This window comes from Enterobacter cloacae complex sp. P43RS, assembly GCF_014930585.1.
Lineage (GTDB): Bacteria > Pseudomonadota > Gammaproteobacteria > Enterobacterales > Enterobacteriaceae > Enterobacter > Enterobacter bugandensis.
The window spans coordinates 77,098-96,398 of sequence record NZ_JADBRJ010000010.1 but is presented as its reverse complement, the minus strand read 5'-3'; the positions used below and the strand labels follow the sequence as shown (position 1 = coordinate 96,398).

Here is a 19,301-nt window from a genome sequence, read left to right as displayed (position 1 = left end):
CCTCATTTCGTCATACGTTCGTAATATTAAGCGCCTTACGCAAAATAAACGGACAGACAATCAAGAAAGCATATTCCGGGCTAAATATTGACCCGGTAAAAAACAGCGACACCGGCGTAAAAAGATAAAGCTGCACGCGAAAGTTCTGGTTATCACCAAACGCGTTGATCATCATTTTGAAAACTTTAAACAGATACCACAGCGTCAACAGTACGGCGAACCACGAAAAATAAATAATTAACAGATACAGACCATTGTCTATGGTTTTACCGACATCCGCACCGTTAAAGATTCCGAATGATGCAACATATTCGTAAAGTGAGCCGAATCTTACTACACCATCGATATGGGTTAAGGAATAACCCACCATCACCAGCGGACCAATGATGCGATAATAGGACGATGACCCTTCCGTTCCCAAATCACCCAGACGTTCTGAAATGTACGGAAACGCGAATATGACGCCCACTAAAAATACCGTCAGAGAGATTATCGCCAGCGGCAGTTTTTTCTTAATCGCATCTTTGTTCAGGTACTGGAACGCCCACTCCAGCAGGTAAAACAGGATAAATGTCATTACCCCTGAGAACGACCCAGACAGAACGATTCCTGCAAGAATCATAGCATCGGTCTTAGGCGTTTTGATACCAAACTGTTTGATGCTGAGCCAAATTGAGATTAACGCCAGAGCGAAAAACGCCGGTTCAAAATAGAGCGCCGTTGTACGCTTCCCACCAAACTTAATGAAGTTCAGTACATAGCTGTTACTGTAAATGAGATATTTCGAAATTATCTCCATCAGGCTGCTGCCACCGGTCAAAATAATCTGTGCCATTTCCAGTGCGGCAAGCATAACAATTAACGCAACGGCAATATAAAAGAACCTGAGGATTTTCCGATAATTGTGCGGTGAAATAGTTTTGAAGCGAATACTCCAGACCATGCCAATAATAATAACGATATAAACAAACAGCATGGTTGAAGTGACGTATTTACTGGCATCCAGCGACTGGCCAAAGATGTAGTTAAACAGCGTCAGGCCCGTGCCCAGCCCCAGGGCAATCATCAGCTTCTTCAGGTTGATTTTATCGACATACAGAAGAAGCAGAACGGGCAAAAAAGTTACGATGGTTATCGGGAAGCTTTCGCCGAGCTGGGCAATTTTAACGTTAACCAGCAGGTAGATCAGCGGCAGCAGCAGATAACTACAGATTCTGATAGAACGAGACATACTCCTCCAGCATCTGTTGTCCACTGTAGGCCTTGCGGCTGCGGTTGCGGAACGATTCCAGGTCAGTGCCAAAAACGGCCTCGGCGATCTGCGCCTTCGGCAGCTGCACCAGAGGCAGGACCTCGTGCCCGGCGAAGGTTTTTCCGCCGGATTTTTCCAGCACTTCGCGCGCTGCATCGCTGTGGGTGGCAATCACCGGCACGCCAATGGAGAGCGCCTCGCAGAGGATCAGCGGGTAATTATCCACGCGGGAGCTGAACACCAGCGCGTCCATACCATTCAGGGCGCTCATCAGCTTGCGCTTGTCGGTTTCAAACCCGTGATTCACCACGTTAGCGCCTTCGAACGGCGAGAATTTGCCAAAGGTATGCAGTTCAATTTTGTCGCCGAGCGCCATCATGTCGCGCACCAGCTGCTGGTTGGTTTTGCCGTCGTAGCGCAGATCGTGCGCAACGATGGCAATTTTCGGTTTGCCCGCGGTTTCCGCCACCGGCGTCAGCTCGGCCAGGATGGCTTCCGTCGCCACGTCGATACCGTTGTTGATAATCTGACAGCGCCCTGCCCCATACAGGCTGTTGAAGGCGTCGGCCACGTGCTGGCTCGGGGAGATAAACGTGCAGCCGAGCGAAAGCATGTCGCGGAACAACTGACGCTTTCCGTCTACCAACTGATGCGCGCGATCCACCTTCACCGGCGGATAGTTGCTCAACGTCGGGCATTTCTGGCAGCTATCTTTCCAGCCTTCGCAGCCGTCGGTAAACGCGCAGCGTCCGGTTACGCTCCAGTGATCGTGCAGCGTCCAGACGAAGCGGGTGTCGGGCTTGTGGGCCTGCACCTTCTGACAAAACGCCACCACCTCTTCCAGATTCAGCCAGTAGCTGTGCAGCACGTGAAAATGCAGCACAACCGGGCCGCTGGTGCGGGTCACGGTGCGATAAAGACTGTTCAGGTTGCCAAACAGATCGCGGTTAAACAGGCGGAACAGCGCAATGTTGGCAACAGAGGTCAGACGCGGCGTGTGCTTGTGCACCTGCGGGAAGTTATCATGGCTGACGCTTTTCTTGCCGCCTTTGCCGTAGCCGTAAATAAACCGGGACTGAAGTCCTTTTTGCAGGGCACGCTGGTGCAGATCCAGCGCCACGCCTGCCGCTCCGCCTTCTGCGAGGCGTACGTTAAATTGCAGAATGTTCATTTAATCACCTTCACGCGGGCTTTTTCTCCCACCACCAGCGCGTTATCCGGAATGCTGTCCAGCACCACGCTGCCCGCCCCGATCGTCACGTTATTGCCAATCGTAATGTCACCAATCATCACCACGTTCGCCCCCAGCTCGACGTTATTGCCGATCACCGGGCAGGCCAGGCTGTCCGGCCCGCGGTTGCCGATCGTCACCCCGTGGCGAATGGTGAAATCATCGCCCGCAACCACGAACTTGTTGATCACCACCGCATAGCCGTGGTGGATGGTAAAGCGGCGGCCAATGGTGGCAGCGGCCTGGATTTCATAGCCAAAAAAGCATTCGGTGATGATGCGGTACAGCACCAGAATCGGTGCCGCCCAGATATTGTTCAGAACGTTTTTCTTGCGCCACACCGAGCAAAAGTGCGCGATGCGGTACGCCAGAACCATGCAGCACGGGCGCAGGCTCCAGCTGTTTGCGCGGCAATCTTCCAGAAACATTATTTCCCCCGAAGCCCGTCAGCCAGGCGCTTGCCGTTACGCACCGACAGCAGCGTCAGCAGCGTGCGCCAGTTCATGCGCTTATTGCGGATCTGATACAGGGTAAAGAGCTGATACTTGCGGCTGGCACGGTCAAACTTGTCCTTGTGCTTGCGGTAAAAATGGAAATAGCCTGAAAACTTCTTCGGTGAGGAGGTGATCTGCATCTCCCCGTGGTTGATGTGCAGGATCTGCGTGGCCTCTTCCACTTTCCACGGCTCGCCGTACTCCACCACCATCCGCAAGAAGATGTCGTAATCCTGCGCGGCCTTCAGTTCGGTATCGAACAGGCACTCTTTAAAGCGCCACGCCCAGGTAAAGACCTGATTACCGATAATGTTGCGCTTGTAGAACAGGCGACGGGAGTACGGTGATTTCGGGTACAGCGGCAGGCTCGCGGGCTGCGAGTAAACCTCGCCCTGGCAGACATAGTCGTTGGCATACAGAAAAGCGTGCGTGACCAGCTGCTCTTTATGCGAAAGGAAGACGGACAGGCGGTTCGGCGTCCATTCGTCATCGTCGTCGATGCCGGTCAGATACTGCCCTTTGGCCTGCATAATCGCCTGATTACGCACCGCGCACGCCCCGGAGTTAATCGGGTTATGGGTATACATAACGCGCGGATCGTTGAGTTCGGTGACAAATTTTTGCAGCTGTTCATACGAGGAAGAACAGTCATCCACGATGATCAGTTCCCAGTTATCGTAATCCTGACGTAAGACCGACTTAATAGCGCGGATCGCCAGCTGCTGACGGTTCCATGTCGGCATATAGATAGAAACTAAAGGGCGTTGTGTGGTCATCTTTTCCTCCTACCCCTCACCCCGGCCCTCTCCCCTGAGGGGAGAGGGTGAAAGGCGGCACCGGACAGTTCCCTCTCCCCTCTGGGGTGAGGGTTAGGGTGAGGGGGGGTGTTTTGTTATTTGCTGTCAGACTTGTATTCGTACTCGTAATAACCGTAATCCTGGTACCCGGTCGCACGACGGAAGATGGAGTTCAGGATGACCCCTTTCACCTCAATGCCGTTCTGCTCGAAGCGGCTTAGGCTGGTTTCCACTTCCTTCAGGGTGTTCACCGCATAGCGTGCCACCATCAGCGTGGTACCCGCATGACGGCCAACCACGGCGGCATCGGTCACGGCCAGAATTGGCGGCGTATCGATCAGCACCAGGTCATAGTTTTTGCTTGCCCACTCAATCAGCTGGGTGAAGCGTTCGCTCATCAGCAGTTCAGACGGGTTCGGCGGCACCTGACCACGCGGGATCAGGTCGAATCTCGGAATCGAGGTCGGCTTGGCGCTCTGGCTAATCTCTCCCTGACCCAGCAGGATTTCCGACAGACCGTTCACGTTGTTGGTGCCCAGCAGTTCGTGGGTATAACCCTTACGCATATCGCAGTCGATCAGCAGCACGCGCTTGTTGGTCTGGCTCACCACGGCCGCCAGGTTGGCACAGACAAAGGTCTTACCAATTGACGGGCTGACGCCGGTTAACATCAGAACGTTGTTTTTAGCCTGCATCATGGCGAAGTGCAGGCTGGTACGCAGGCTGCGGATCGCTTCAATCGCCAGGTCGGTTGGGTTACCCACGGCCAGCAGCTGGCTCTGTTTGTAACGCTTAACGCCCTTGATGGTCTTGACGCTGTCACGGGATTTTTGCCACTCAGACAGCGGAATGCTGGCATAGACGTTGATACCACTCTCTTCCAGCACCTGCGGGCTTTCGATGCCGCGGTTGAACAGCGAGCGCAGCAGGACGCCAACGATAGAGAGCATCAGGCCAAGAATGATGCTGCCGAGAATAATCAGCGCTTTCTTCGGCTTCAGTACGCCAGGCTGGGTAATGGCCGGGTCGACGATACGCACGTCACCCACGGTGCTGGCCTCGGTGATTTTCAGCTCCTGCTGTTTGTTCAGCAGCTGCATGTAAACCTGCTGTCCGGACTCCACGTCGCGGGTCAGGCGGACGATCTCCTGCTGCGTTTTCGGCATCGCGGTCACGCGGTCGTTCAGCTTCGCCTTCTCCTCTTCGAGAGTGCGGCGCTTCTCCAGCAGCGTGCGGTAGGCCGGGTGGCGTTTGGTGTAAAGCTTGGAAATCTCTGCCTCTTTGAAGGTCAGCTCGTTGAGCTGCGCATCAATATTCACCATCGAGTCGAGAACCGATTTCGCCTCCAGCGGCAGGTCGACGGAGTCTTTATCCTGACGGTAGGCGTTCAGCTTGTTCTCGGCATCGTCCAGACGGGCACGCACTTCCGGGAGCTGTTTAGCGAGGAACGCCAGGCTTTTCGCCGCTTCCGCCGACTTGCGCTCGACGTTCTGCTCAAGGTAGTTGCGGGTAATGCTGTTCAGGATGTCGCGAATTTGATCCTTATCTTCACCGGTAAAGGTCATGCTCAGCACGCCGGTGTCCTTACCGTTTTCGGTGACGGTCAGGTTGTTCTGCAGATTGTTGATCATCCCCAGCGTGGAGAATTTGGTGACGGTGAATTCACCGCCCTCCTGGGCGTGGATCGCGCTAACCATCATGCTAACGCCGTCTTTGTTCAGCATCTGCCCCACTTCGCCGCGTGCGCTAAAGCCCGCATCGCTGGTCAGCTGATACTGTTTCGGGCCCAGCACCGTCAGGGTAAAGGTTTGATCCCCCGCCCCTTTCGGCAGCACAAAGTCAGTGACCTTTACGGTGTCATTGCTGCGCCCCATCAGACGGTCCCAGCCGGCACCGAAGATCGGGAACGTATTTTTGGTGACGGAGATGTCGAGTCCGAGGTCGTGAACCGTTTTACCCAGCACCAGACGCGACTGGATCAGCTGAATTTCAGCGTCGGATGCTGGCGGTTTGTTCGCCAGCGCGGAGCCGATATCCTGCACCAGCGAGTTGCCGGTATTCTGCTCGATCTGCACCAGCGCGTCGGCGCTGTAGATAGGTGTGGCGAACAGCGTATACACGACGGCCGCTGCGGCAAACACGGCAGTAATGCCAAGCACCCACCACTTTGCCTCGATAACCGTGCCGACCAGGCGACCAATATCAATTTCATCACTGCCCGAAGTCGGGGCGGCAGAAGGTCTTGTTTTTTCTGTCATTGTTATCCCTGCTGAGCTTTCAGTGCCTGCGCCCACTGTTGGGCAGACTGGTCAAGTAAGGTGTAAACCGCCTCGAAGGCTTCATGGCTCTTGCGATACGGATCGGGGATTTCGCGTTCGTTGTCCCAGTGACCAAACAGCATCACCTTGCCGCGCATCTCCGGAGCGATATCGCACAGCGCATGAATATGGCGTTTTTCCATTGCCAGAATCAGGTCATACTCCCGGCACATGCGGCCGGTGACCTGGCGGGCGATATGCCCGTCAAGAGAGAGGTTGTGATCGCGGGCCACGCTCGCGGCGCGCTCGTCGGCACCTTTGCCCGCCAGCGCGCCCAGCCCTGCGGACTCGACCGTTAACTCGGGCTGGTACTGTTTCAACAGCCGTTCAGCCGTGGGGGAACGGCAAATGTTCCCCACGCATACCACCAGAATTTTGTTAAACATCGCGGATTACCAGGTATGAATGTCGCGCGCCGTATCCGTCATGTAGCGAACGCCACTGATGGTTGGCAGCAACTGGTTGATCAGACGGTTCCAGCGGGCAACCGGCGCGGTGGTGACGTAAACCACATCGTATGGCTGGAGACGGAACTCCGTCGCCATCACCAGAGACGTCGCATCGGACATATCCAGCTGGTAGATGTTGGCAATCTTGCCCTTCGCACTGCCTTCACCCTTCAGCGGACGGATGACGAAGATACCGGTCGCGTTAGAGGTGGTCAGATCGATACCTTCAGCATTGCCCAGCGCTTCGGTCAGGGTCATGCCGCTGAAGTCCATTTTGAGGGTGCTCTGTTTCTTCACTTCACCCATCACGAAGACTTTCAGATCGTCGTTGCGCGGTACGTAGAGAATATCGCCCGGATAGAGCAGGCGGTTTTGGGTCAGGTCGCCGTTTTGCATCAGCGCCTGCAGCGAAATGCGCTGCTCTTTGCCGTTGTGGGTCAGCACCACGTTGCGCCAGTCGGCGCCGTCGGTTAAGCCGCCCGCGGCGTTAATGGCGTCCAGAACGGTGAGCGGAACGTTGGTGATGGCCTGCTGGCCGGATTTGTTCACCTGACCGGAGATATAGGCTTTTTGCGAACGGAATGCGGCGATATTAACGTCCACCTGCGGGTCGGCGATGTACTGCGCTAAGCGGCCGGTAATATCACTACGGATCTCGGCAAGCGTTTTACCGGCGACATGTACTTTCCCAATGTACGGATAGAACATGGTGCCATCTGACTGTACCCAGTTCCCGGTGTCGCTTGAGCTACGGTACTGGCCCGCTGGCGTGGTCAGTTCAGGGTGGTCCCAGACGGTCACGTTGATCACGTCGCCCGGCCCCACGCGATACTGATAGGAGGCAATTTCCTGGTCCAGAGACATATTCGGCTGGGCAACATTCGGACGTGGACGTAATTGTTCGACCAGACGTGGCGTTAGTGGATAAACATTCACCATTTTGTCGAGATCAAAATCGGCATCCTGTTGCTTGATCACATCCTTACCCATTGTTGACATATTGCTGCCGGGAAAGACCGTGCAACCACTCATCAAGGTCACAGACACCAATAATGGCATCAATTTCATTTTGGATTTCATCATTGATTATTTATCACTTTGGCAGAGTAATTATCCTGTGCAATTTAAATAAGCCTGAGACGTATTGGGTTTCAGCATGCAGTTAATCAAATAGAAATATAACTGGCATCAGTCCTAAAAAAAGCTTATTCATCCATTGGCTATTGACAGAATAATCGAGGCTGATTCACACGCTTTCAGGCACGCTACCGCCCTTGGCTTTCAGTTACCAATCCACTGACTAAACAATGTGTTATGGATAGACACCCTCTTGAGTAAGGTCTTCTGGAAATATATCAGCCGCTTGAAATACACAACGGATAATGAATGACCATTCCGAAGACCAAAACAATAATAGCAACAACAAGGTTTAACATTTGATGCTGGGAGAATTGTTGCAGCTAACCTAATAGCAGGCAAGGAGACAACTGTCCTAATATCTGTTTTTAAGATTAATATTAAGAGCAAAGTTTTGACCTTTTAGGATTTTCTTTATATTGACAAAAAGAGAGTAAAAACCATTATCTGCGATATATCCTAAAAAGCACTCAAAATAATAAAATATACGTATTTTGCTTATTTACACTCATCTGAGACTGCTCTCTTTTTTACGCATCGTATTAAGAGAAATCTCAGCCCGACATTGCATTTTCCCCCAGCTTTATCCATGATCGAAGTGTGACATTCGTCATATAACAGAAGGTATTGCTATTACTATGGAATGGATTGCCGATCCATCAATCTGGGCCGGGCTGGTGACGCTGGTCGTCATCGAATTAGTGCTCGGTATTGATAATCTGGTGTTTATCGCCATCCTCGCTGAAAAACTGCCCCCTTCCCAGCGCGACCGCGCGCGCGTGACGGGTCTGCTGCTGGCGATGGTGATGCGTTTACTGCTGCTGGCCTCTATCTCCTGGATGGTCACGCTCACTCAGCCTCTGTTCTCCGTTCGCGGCCTGAGCTTTAGCGCGCGCGACCTGATCATGCTCTTCGGCGGGCTGTTCCTGCTGTTCAAAGCCACGGTGGAGCTTAACGAGCGGCTCGAAGGCAAGGACAGCGAGAACCCGACCCAGCGACGCGGGGCGAGATTCTGGCCGGTGGTGGCGCAAATTGTGGTGCTCGATGCAGTCTTCTCCCTGGATTCGGTGATTACCGCCGTCGGGATGGTGGACCATCTCGCCGTCATGATGGCCGCGGTAATTATCGCCATCACGCTGATGGTGATGGCGAGCAAAGCACTGACCCGCTTTGTGAACAGCCACCCGACAATCGTGATCCTCTGCCTCAGCTTCCTGCTGATGATTGGCTTTAGCCTGGTCGCCGACGGTTTCGGCTTCCACATTCCGAAAGGCTACCTGTACGCCGCCATTGGCTTCTCAGTCATGATCGAAGCGCTCAACCAGCTGGCGATATTTAACCGCCGCCGGTTTCTCTCCGCGAATCAGACCCTGCGCCAGCGCACGGCCGACACCGTGATGCGCCTGTTGAGCGGCAGGAAAGAGGATGCCGAGCTGGACGCCGAATCCTCTGCCCTGCTGGCCGATCACAGCGACGGGCAAATCTTTAACCCGCAGGAGCGGCTGATGATCGAGCGGGTGCTCAACCTGAATCAGCGCACGGTCAGCAGCATCATGACCTCCCGGCATGACATTGAGCATATTGACCTCACGGCACCGGAAGAGCAGATCCGCGCCCTGCTGGATAAAAACCAGCACACCCGGGTGGTGGTCACCGGCGGTGAAGAGGAAGAGGAGCTGTTGGGGGTGGTTCACGTGATTGACCTGCTCCAGCAGCAGCTACACGGCGAGCCGCTCAACCTGCGCGCGCTGGTACGCCAGCCGCTGGTCTTCCCGGAAGCGCTTCCGCTGCTCTCCGCGCTGGAGCAGTTCCGCAACGCGCGCACCCACTTCGCGTTTGTGGTGGATGAATTTGGTTCGGTGGAAGGGCTGGTCACGCTCAGTGACGTAATGGAAACCATCGCCGGTAATCTGCCAAACGAGGTGGATGAGATTGATGCCCGCCACGACATTCAGAAAAACGCTGACGGCTCGTGGACGGCCAACGGCCACATGCCGCTGGAAGACCTTGTGCAGTTCGTGCCGCTACCGCTGGATGAAAAACGGGAATACCACACCATTGCCGGTCTGCTGATGGAGTATTTGCAGCGCATCCCGCAGCCGGGAGAAGAGGTTAAGGTGGGCGACTATCTGCTTAAAACCCTGCAGATTGAAAACCATCGCGTGCAGAAAGTGCAGCTTATTCCACTGCGGGATGAGGAAGAGCTGGATTTTGAGGTCTAGGTAAACCAAAACGGCAACCCCGTTGCCGTTTTAGTGTTTGCTCCCTCTCCCGTGGGAGAGGGTCTGGGTGAGGGCATCAGGCCGCACCGCCGTCAAAGCTTATCCAGAAGCTTCTTCACATCCTTGCCGTTCTGGGAATCTTTATTACGATCCGCCCAGCTGTTGAGCCGGCGCTTCGCTTCATCCTGCAGATGCTTACGCAGGATCTGGTCTACCTGAAGGCTGTAGTTCAGCGCCTGCCATTTGCCGTATACGCTAAGCGGAACCGGCGTCTCTTTGAGGAAGTCAATCAGCTTGCTTTCGCCCTGCCAGCCGGAAAGCACCCGGACGTTAAAGCGCGTGTCCGCCGTCTCTTTGACGAGATCCAGCGAGCCTTCTCCGGTTAACGACAGCATAGATGAAGTTCCCTGCATCCCGGCCAGCGTCAGCACCCCGTTATCCAGCGTCAGGTCAGTGGTGAAGCTGTCGAGGCGAGTTGCGCTGTCGTAGTTTTCCTGGGCTTTAACATCGCTGCTGCGCTCCACCGCCTGCTGAACCAGCTGCTGGAAGTTGAGCCCTTCCATTCGCGAATCTTTCAGGTCAACATGCGCCTCGCCCTGCCACTCACGGCGGAAGGCGTTGGCATCAATTTTGGTGCCTGAGAAATCGCCCGCCAGCGTCAGCTGACCCGTCAGGGATATCGGATAGTTAAAGGCTTTGAGGATGCTGCCAATCTCAACGTTGTCGAGACGCGGCTGGAATTCAGCGCTGGCAACGTCCTTACGCACGTCCAGCGTACCCGGAAGTGACAGGTGACCCGCCCCCATTTTGCCGCTCAGTTCTGAAATTACCAGCAACCCGTTGTGGTTAAACATCTGGCCGCTCACGTCGGTAAAATCAATACCGCGCCAGCGCACGCTGTTAGCTTTCAGCAGAATATCCGCCGTGAAGCCGCGCAGCACGTTATAGTCAGGCTGTTCAAGGTTGGATGAGATAACCGGACGCGACACCGGTGACTGGCTTTGCCCCGTCTGCACGGCATCGCTGTCCGTTGCGCTTGCCGGCACCGGTGGCAGGATGTTCTCCAGGTTAAGCTTGTCAAACTGCAGGTTCAGCACCCACTTCGGCTTATCGTCGAGCGTGACGCTCGCCTGCCCTTTCAGGCTGCTGTCGTTGGCCTGCAGATTAAGGTTATCCAGCGCCAGCTGTTTTTGCTCTTCGCGCCATACGGCCTGCAGCGTCCCCTGCCCGGCGATCCCCTGGGTCGGGAGATCCGCCCCCGTCAGCTGCCAGCTAAGCTGCTGGATGTCGGCCGTCAGCTGATGCGGGTAGTCCGACGCATTCACGTTTGCATTCAACGAGAGGGACAGATCGCGCTGGTCGCGGTTTATCCGTCCGCTAAATTCCAGCGACGCAAGATGGTGTTCATCCTGTTCCATCTGCAGGCTGATGTTACGAACGGTGACCTGCTCCTGATCCTCATGCTGGAACACCAGCACGCTATCGGCCACTTTCAGTTTGCCTATATCAAAGGACCAGCCCGTATCGGACGGTTCATCCGGTAAGGTATTCTCGCGCGGCGCAACCGGCGCATTCGCGTCGCGCACGGCTTCGGTCTGCGGGGTAAGCTGAATGACCGCGCCCTTCAGCATCACCTGATTAACCTGCAGCTGATGGGAGATGAGCGGGATCAGCGCCACATCGAGACGCATATTGTCCGCAGAGACCAGCGGCTGTGCCGCGCCCGGCGCGGTTAACGACATGCGGCCAGAGAGAATGCTGAGCTGCGGCCAGACGTGCCAGCGCAGCGGCCCGTCAAGCTTCAGTTGGTAACCACTGCGTGCCTCGACCTGCCGCACCATGTAAGCGCGGAAATCATTCGGGTTAACCAGCAGAACCAACGCCGAAAGGCCAGCAACCAGCACTACCAGCAAAATCATCAGCGTTGTCAGAACTCTTCTCATGGCATCCTCAATGGACTAACGATCAGTCTTTATCAATACGGCTGGCAACTGCACCCTGCTGGTCGCGGTATTTTGCGTCCTGGCGGCGGTTATAAGGCCTGTCTGCCGGGCCTGTGAGCGGTTCAAAGCTTAATGCACCGATCATCATTCCGGGGCGCAGCGCCAGCGGCAGTTTACCGGCGTTGAAGAACTCCAGCACGATACGGCCGGACCAGCCTGGGTCGATACGGTGCGCGGTTACGTGAACCATCAGCCCCAGGCGGGCCAGAGAAGAACGGCCATCAAGCCAGCCGACGAGATCCGCAGGCAGGGTCACGGATTCATACGTCACCGCCAGCGCCAGTTCACCCGGGTGCAGATAAAAAGCTTCACCTTCGTCAATGATGATTTCATCACTCATGACGCGATCGAGCGCGGCGCTGACTTCATCCTTCGGCCCGCTGAGGTCGATGAACGGCGCAGTATGGCCGCTAAAGGTGCGGAATTTATTCCCCAACCGTACATCAACGGTCACCCCATTGATACGCTCCACGGGGGGACGTGGGGTAATAGACAAGCGGCCTTCATCCAGCCAGGCTTCAATATCACGATCGCAAAGACGCATGGTACTTTCTCCTTTCATGCATCGTACCCTGAGCCGTTGAACGCTCAGGGTAAAACCAGGTTATCTCTGAACGGTACACAATTCGCGCGGCTTATTCAAAAAACTGGCTGATTTTCGCTTTTAAGATATCAATAGCAATGCGGTTTTTGCCCCCGCGAGGCACGATGATATCGGCGTATTGTTTGGATGGTTCAATAAACTGCAGGAACATCGGACGGACCGTTTTCTGGTATTGCGCCATGACGGAGTCCATCGAACGGCCGCGCTCATTAACGTCACGCTTGATGCGGCGCATCAGGCAGATATCCAGCGGGGTATCGACGAAGATGGAGAAGTTCATGGATTCACGCAGGCGGGCATCGGTCAGGAGCAGGATGCCTTCAAGGATAATGACCTTCTTCGGCTCGATGCGGATCGTTTCCTGGGTACGGGTGTGTTCTACGTAACTGTAAACGGGCAGTTCGATCGCCTGGCCGCTCTTAAGCGCTTCTAAATGCTGGAACAGTAAACTGTGATCCATCGCATTCGGGTGGTCGTAGTTGGTTTTTACACGTTCTTCCATCGACAGATGGGATTGATCTTTGTAGTAGCTGTCTTCGGGAATGACGCCGATATGCTCATCACCTACCTGTTCACGCAGTTCGCGATAAAGCGTACTGGCAATTAGACTTTTACCTGAAGCCGATGCGCCGGCGATGCCTATAATGACGCACTGATGAGACTTATCAGTCATAAATTTAGCGACCTGAATAACCTGGATGTTAAGGAAGGACGACGCCGGAGCGTCAAACGCGGCAATTATAGGGATTTCGCGGGCGTGATACCAGTCGAATGCGCAGGTTCTGCGAGACAGGCTGAAAAGTGGCGCATTGATCCCTGAGAGAAATTTTAATGACCGTTTTTTCAGCGTTTAACAGGAATTTTTTAGCGAGTAACTATTTAATAAGTCTATGATGTCAAATTATGAGCAGTCGCCATATGAATTGTAAATTGTTTGTACTAGCATAAACCAAATTATCAAATTCACTCGTGCGCACTTCTCTCCTGACGGCATGGCGTCTCTGGATAAAGCGGTAATGAATAAACAATACCAGCGGGTTTTGGTTACCACCCCACATCCTTTATTACGACTTGTCTGTCTGGGCCTGGTCACCTTTATCTTTACCTTATTTTCGCTGGAGCTTACCCGCTTCGGTACCCTGCTGGCGCCACTCTGGTTTCCTACCGCCATTATGATGGTGGCGTTTTACCGCCATGCAGGAAAAATGTGGCCCGGGATAGCCCTGGCCTGTTCATTTGGCAATATTCTGGCCTCGTGGATGATGTTCTCCTGGGCGTCGATAAACCCCACCTACACCGCAATAAACGTGATTGAGGCCATCATCGGTGCCGTGTTACTGCGTAAGCTGCTTCCGTGGTACAACCCGCTGCAAAATTTAAACGACTGGATCCGCCTGGCAATAGGCAGCGCGCTGGTGCCGCCGCTGGTGGGCGGTATTCTGATGACGCTTCTGATCCCCGGCCCTGAGCCGCTGCGTAATTTCATCGTCTGGGTGCTATCTGAATCCATTGGCGCGCTGGCACTGGTGCCGCTGGGGCTGCTGTTTAAATCCCATTACCTGCTCCGCCACCGTGATCCGAGATTGCTGCTGGAAACCCTGGTTACCATGGCCGTAACGCTGGCCCTCAGCTGGGCATCCATCACCTGGCTGCCGTGGCCCTTTACCTGCGTGATTGTCCTGCTGATGTGGAGCGCCGTGCGCTTGCCGCGGATGGAAGCGTTCATGGTGTTTCTGGTTACCGTGATGGTCGTTTCACTGATGATTGCCCATAACCCTTCGGCGCTGACCACCCAACATGCCGGGCCGATGATGAACGCGCCGTGGCTGCCGTTCCTGATGCTCCTCCTCCCCGCTAACGTGATGACCATGGTGATGTATGCCTTCCGTGCCGAACGCAAACACATCACCGAGAGCGAAGAGCGCTTTCGTAATGCAATGGAGTATTCCGCCATCGGTATGGCGTTAGTCAGCATGGAGGGCCAGTGGCTTCAGGCCAACAAGGCGCTGTGCAATTTCCTCGGTTACAGCCAGACCGAGCTACAGTCGCTCACCTTCCAGCAGCTCACCTGGCCGGAAGATTTGCATACCGACCTGGAACAGCTGGAGCAGCTGGTCAACGGCGAGATCAACACCTACACCCTTGAAAAGCGCTATTACACGCGCAACGGAGAGGTCGTCTGGGCACTTTTGGCCGTCTCCGTCGTGCGCCATGCCGATGGCTCGCCGCTCTATTTCATCGCCCAGATTGAAGACATTAACGACCTGAAGCAGACCGAGTGGGTCAATAAACGGCTGATGGAGCGCATTACGCTGGCCAACGAAGCGGGCGGCATCGGCATCTGGGAGTGGGATCTGGAGCCAGACATCATCAGCTGGGATAAGCGGATGTTTGAGCTGTATGAAATTCCGCCGCACATCAAGCCCACCTGGCAGCTCTGGCACGAAAGAATATTGCCGGAGGATCGCGCCCATGCGGAGCAGGTGCTGCGGGATTCACTGGTTTCTCGTCTGCCGTTTAAGCTTGAATTCCGTATCCGCGTGAAGGAAGGCGTGCGCCATATACGCTCCCTGGCAAACCGGGTGCTGAATAAAGAGGGTGAAGTCGAACGTTTGCTCGGCATCAATATGGACATGACCGAGGTGAAGGAGCTTAACGAAGCGCTGTTTCAGGAAAAAGAGCGTCTGCACATCACGCTCGACTCCATCGGCGAAGCGGTGCTCTGTACCGATATCGACATGAACGTCACCTTTATGAACCCGGTCGCCGAGAAGATGAGCGGCTGGCTGCAGACCGAGGCCATCGGCCAGCCGATCCTGAAGGTGTTACACATCACCTTTGGGGAACGGGGCCAGCTGATGGAGAATATTCACAGCGGCGATATGTCACGCTCCGATATCGACCAGGATGTAGTGCTGAACTGCCGCACCGGCGGATCGTTTGATATCCATTACAGCATTACGCCACTCAGTACCCTTGATGGGCACAGTATTGGCTCGGTGATCGTTATTCAGGACGTCACCGAGTCGCGCAAAATGCTGCGTCAGCTAAGCTACAGCGCGTCGCACGATGCCCTCACCCACCTGGCAAATCGGGTCAGCTTCGAAAACCATCTCAAACGGCTTCTGCAAACCGTTCGCGAGACGCGTCAGCGTCATGCGCTGGTCTTTATCGATCTGGACCGCTTCAAAGCCGTCAATGATAGCGCAGGCCATGCGGCGGGAGATGCCCTGCTGCGGGAACTCTCTTCCATGATGTTAACCATGCTTCGCTCCAGCGACGTGCTGGCGCGCCTGGGCGGCGACGAGTTTGGGCTGCTGCTGCCGGACTGCAATATTGAGAGCGCGCGCTATATCACCGGGCGTTTGATCCATACCATCAATGACTATCACTTTATGTGGGAAGGTCGCCTGCACCGGATTGGCGCCAGCGCAGGGATCACGCTGATTGATGAGCATAATAACCAGGCGTCAGAAGTGATGTCGCAGGCGGATATTGCCTGTTATGCCTCGAAAAACAGCGGCCGCGGCATCGTGACGGTGTACGAACCGCAGCAGGAGCGGGATCGGAGCGCGCGCAGCATGATGTCGCTGGACGAACAGTGGCATATGATCAAAGACAATCATCTGATGATGATAGCCCGCAGCGTCGCCTCCCCGCGCATACCGGAAAGCTGTAACTTCTGGCTGATTTCGCTACGCCTGTGGACCAGCCAGGGTGAAGTCCAGGAGGAGCACGCCTTCCGTTCTGGTCTGGCGGAGCCCGAACTGCTGCACGCCCTCGACAGACGTATCTTTGGTGAGTTTTTCCGCACCTCTGCCGCACAGGTCGCCCGTAAAGGGATGGGGGTAGCACTGCCGCTTTCTGCCGCCGGTTTAGCCAGCGTAACGCTGGTCGATGAACTCCTCGACCTGCTCGATAACAGCCCCATGCCGGGCCGTCTGCTGCATCTGGTTATCGCGAGCGACGTGGTGTGTAACCCGGATGAGAACCTGCAGCGAGGGCTGCAAAAGCTTCGCCAGGCGGGCTGCCGGGTGATCTTCAGCCAGATAGGGCGCGACATGAACGTCTTCAGCCACCTGAGCCCGAACATGGCCGATTATCTGATGCTCGACGCCGAGGTGGTGAGCAACGTGTATGGCAATCTGATGGATGAGATGATGGTGACCATCGTTCAGGGCCACGCCCAGCGTCTGGGGATGAAAACCATCGCGGGCCCCTGCAACCAGCCCATCATGATGGATACGCTTTCCGGCATCGGCATTGATTTTATCTATGGCGACACCATCGCCGAGCCGCAGCCGCTGGATCTACTGCTCAACACCAGTTATTTCGCCATCAACTGACGGCGTCCAGCCGTCGGTATACCAGATGTGCAGCAGCGCGTAGGAGCGCCACGGCTGCCAGCGCTCGGCGTAACGACGGATCTGCGCAGGGGTCATCCCGGCGAAGCGTTGCTTAATCAGATAATCATCCGGCAGGAACACATCTTTCGCCTGCCAGCCTCTCAGGGCCAGGTAATTTGCCGTCCAGCGCCCGATGCCCGGCCGCTGCTGTAGCGCCTTCATGCCCGCCTCAACGTCCTCGGGCGGCGTCAGCGGAAACGTCCCGTCAACAACCGACTGCGCCAGATGAATCAGCGCCTCCGCGCGTTTTACCGGCATCCCGAGCGCCTTGAGCGCCAGCGGATCGGCAGCGGCCAGCGCTTGCGGGGAGGGAAAGCAGATATAACCCGGTGCATCCTTCACCGGCTCACCGCACAGGGCGACAACGCGGGAAGCCAGTTTCGCCGCCATCGCCACGCTGACCAACTGCCCGAGAATGGCCCGGACGCCCTGCTCGTACGCATCCATCGCCCCCGGCAGACGCAAGCCGGGGCGGGCAGCGCCGAGATCCCCCAGCGTATCCGCGATGTGCTGCGGGTTACAGGCGAGATCGAACAGGCGCCCGATGCGTTCAAGACACGTCTGCGCAACCGGAACCAACCCCGGGCTGAGCGTCACAATCAGCGTATGGGTAGCGATATCCGGCGTCACGCGAAATATCCCCTGATGGCCGTCGCAGGCAAAGCTGCGCTCGTAATAGTCGCTCGTGACGGTTTCAATGCCCGTCACCGCACGCGCGCCGAGAAAGCCAAACATCCACTGCCAGTCGTAAGGGGGTTGCCACGTCAGGGTATACATCGCTGCTCCTTTTTTATTTTTATCAGCATAAACGGAAAGACCTTGTTTCGCCTTGCTTTCATATTCCTGTTGTCGCGATGCAGACATTTCGTTAAAGTCTCGCCCCTTCTCACCGGCATGGGGATTAATCGTGTTTATTGGATTTGACTACGGTACGGCAAACTGCTCGGTTGCGATCATGCAAAACGGCCAACCGCAGCTTCTGAAAATGGAAAAAGAGAGCACGCTGCTGCCGTCAATGCTCTGCGCGCCAACGCGCGAAGCGGTGAGCGAGTGGCTGTTCCGCCACCATCAGGTTCCGGCTACCGCGGCGGAAACCCAGGCGCTGCTGCGTCGGGCGGTCAGCTTTAACCGCGAGGAAGACATCGACGTTACCCCTTCCAGCGTGCAGTTTGGCCTTTCCTCGCTCGGGCATTACATTGAAGACCCGGAAGAGGTCTACTTCGTTAAATCGCCAAAGTCCTTCCTCGGCGCGAGCGGCCTGAAGCCGCAGCAGGTGGCGATGTTTGAAGATCTGGTGTGCGCCATGATGCTGCATATCCGCAATCAGGCGCAGTCGCAGGTGCCGGATACTATCACCCAGGCGGTGATTGGCCGCCCGATCAACTTCCAGGGGCTGGGCGGTGACGAAGCCAACCAGCAGGCGCAGGGGATACTTGAGCGTGCGGCGCACCGGGCGGGATTCCACGACGTGGTGTTTCAGTACGAGCCGGTTGCGGCGGGGCTGGATTTTGAAGCCACGCTGACGGAAGAGAAGCGCGTGCTGGTCGTCGACATCGGGGGCGGTACAACGGACTGCTCGCTTCTGCTAATGGGACCGCAGTGGCATCACCGTCGTGACCGCGAAAACAGCCTGCTCGGGCACAGCGGCTGCCGCGTAGGCGGCAACGATCTGGATATCGCCCTGGCCTTTAAGAGCCTGATGCCGCTGCTGGGCATGGGCGGTCAAACCGAGAAAGGCATCGCCCTGCCGATCCTGCCGTGGTGGAACGCGATTGCCATCAACGACGTTCCGGCGCAGAGTGATTTTTACAGCACCGCGAACGGGCGCTTCCTCAACGATCTGGTGCGCGACGCGCAGGATGCCGAGAAGGTCGCCCTGCTGTATAAAGTGTGGCGTCAGCGCCTGAGCTACCGCGTAGTGCGAACTGCGGAGGAGTGCAAAATCGCCCTTTCAGACCGTCCTGAACATGCGGTCTCCTTGCCGTTTATCCGCGACGATCTGGCCACGGCGATTTCACAGGAGGGGCTGGAGACGGCGCTTGCTCAGCCGCTGCAGCGAATTCTGGAGCAGGTCCAACTGGCGCTGGAGAACGGCAAAGAGAAGCCGGATGTGATCTACCTGACCGGCGGTAGCGCCCGTTCACCGCTGATCAAGAAAGCGCTGGCGGAACAGCTGCCGGGCATTCCGATTGCCGGTGGGGATGACTTTGGCTCCGTTACCGCAGGGCTGGCGCGCTGGGCGCAGGTGATGTTTAGCTAATGCGGTTGTGCCGGGTGGCGGCTTCGCCTTACCCGGCTAAAACGATCGCCACACTCAGACCATTCCTGACAGTCTTCCATATTTCCTCCATTTTTCCGCTGTGTTAGCTGACTAAACTAGTATCATTC

The 19,301-nt window shown here is 55.8% G+C and carries 14 protein-coding genes; 3 read left to right on the top strand and 11 right to left on the bottom strand.

Annotation, left to right across the window (positions count from 1 at the left end; genetic code table 11):
* Positions 1-10: 10 nt before the first annotated feature.
* The 7 genes from wcaD to IM294_RS18375 all read right to left on the bottom strand — a co-directional run bounded on the left by wcaD (position 11) and on the right by IM294_RS18375 (position 7,624).
* Positions 11-1,231: a colanic acid polymerase WcaD gene (wcaD, locus tag IM294_RS18405; protein ID WP_014884505.1), complete on the bottom strand. Its 1,221-nt coding sequence runs from the start codon at positions 1,229-1,231 to the stop codon at positions 11-13.
* Positions 1,206-2,423, bottom strand: coding sequence for a colanic acid biosynthesis glycosyltransferase WcaC (wcaC, locus tag IM294_RS18400; protein ID WP_126345314.1), 1,218 nt, complete (start codon positions 2,421-2,423; stop codon positions 1,206-1,208). The genes wcaD and wcaC overlap by 26 nt, the downstream gene beginning before the upstream one ends.
* A complete protein-coding gene (gene wcaB / locus IM294_RS18395; RefSeq protein WP_045260418.1) occupies positions 2,420-2,911 on the bottom strand; it encodes a colanic acid biosynthesis acetyltransferase WcaB in 492 nt (163 codons plus the stop codon). Before wcaB ends, wcaC begins: the two co-directional genes overlap by 4 nt.
* Positions 2,911-3,753, bottom strand: coding sequence for a colanic acid biosynthesis glycosyltransferase WcaA (wcaA, locus tag IM294_RS18390; RefSeq protein ID WP_028013800.1), 843 nt, complete (start codon positions 3,751-3,753; stop codon positions 2,911-2,913). The genes wcaB and wcaA overlap by 1 nt, the downstream gene beginning before the upstream one ends.
* 116 nt (positions 3,754-3,869) lie before the next feature.
* Positions 3,870-6,032: a tyrosine-protein kinase Wzc gene (gene wzc / locus IM294_RS18385; protein WP_041909110.1), complete on the bottom strand. Its 2,163-nt coding sequence runs from the start codon at positions 6,030-6,032 to the stop codon at positions 3,870-3,872.
* Between the two features lie 2 nt (positions 6,033-6,034).
* Positions 6,035-6,478 carry a low molecular weight protein-tyrosine-phosphatase Wzb gene (gene wzb / locus IM294_RS18380; RefSeq protein ID WP_126818238.1) on the bottom strand — a complete coding sequence of 148 codons (444 nt, stop codon included), beginning with the start codon at positions 6,476-6,478 and terminating at the stop codon, positions 6,035-6,037.
* Positions 6,479-6,484: 6 nt separating this feature from the next.
* Positions 6,485-7,624 (bottom strand): polysaccharide export protein, encoded by a 1,140-nt coding sequence (locus IM294_RS18375; protein WP_014170829.1) that lies wholly within the window; start codon positions 7,622-7,624, stop codon positions 6,485-6,487.
* Between the two features lie 692 nt (positions 7,625-8,316).
* Here IM294_RS18375 and IM294_RS18370 point away from each other — a divergent pair.
* The gene (locus IM294_RS18370; RefSeq protein WP_126818237.1) at positions 8,317-9,900 is read left to right on the top strand and encodes a TerC family protein; all 1,584 of its coding nucleotides are present in this window, start codon (positions 8,317-8,319) and stop codon (positions 9,898-9,900) included.
* 92 nt (positions 9,901-9,992) lie between these two features.
* Here the strand turns inward: IM294_RS18370 and asmA are convergent, their stop codons facing one another.
* From asmA to udk, 3 genes are all read right to left on the bottom strand, one after another.
* Positions 9,993-11,843, bottom strand: coding sequence for an outer membrane assembly protein AsmA (gene asmA, locus IM294_RS18365; protein ID WP_048959508.1), 1,851 nt, complete (start codon positions 11,841-11,843; stop codon positions 9,993-9,995).
* 22 nt (positions 11,844-11,865) lie between these two features.
* Positions 11,866-12,447 (bottom strand): dCTP deaminase, encoded by a 582-nt coding sequence (dcd, locus tag IM294_RS18360; protein WP_028013805.1) that lies wholly within the window; start codon positions 12,445-12,447, stop codon positions 11,866-11,868.
* Between the two features lie 91 nt (positions 12,448-12,538).
* Positions 12,539-13,180, bottom strand: coding sequence for a uridine kinase (gene udk, locus IM294_RS18355; protein WP_008500855.1), 642 nt, complete (start codon positions 13,178-13,180; stop codon positions 12,539-12,541).
* A gap of 343 nt (positions 13,181-13,523) precedes the next feature.
* On the opposite strand from udk, the gene IM294_RS18350 reads away from it, so the two are divergent.
* Entirely contained in the window at positions 13,524-16,853 is a 3,330-nt protein-coding gene (locus IM294_RS18350; protein ID WP_126818236.1) for a diguanylate cyclase, read from the top strand.
* On the opposite strand, the gene alkA is transcribed toward IM294_RS18350, so the two are convergent.
* Entirely contained in the window at positions 16,818-17,690 is an 873-nt protein-coding gene (gene alkA, locus IM294_RS18345) for a DNA-3-methyladenine glycosylase 2 (RefSeq protein WP_126818235.1), read from the bottom strand. The two genes, IM294_RS18350 and alkA, sit on opposite strands and share 36 nt — an antisense overlap.
* 130 nt (positions 17,691-17,820) lie before the next feature.
* Here alkA and yegD point away from each other — a divergent pair, with 130 nt between their 5' ends.
* Positions 17,821-19,173, top strand: a complete 1,353-nt coding sequence (gene yegD, locus IM294_RS18340; protein ID WP_126818234.1) for a molecular chaperone — start codon at positions 17,821-17,823, stop codon at positions 19,171-19,173.
* Positions 19,174-19,301 lie beyond the last annotated feature (128 nt).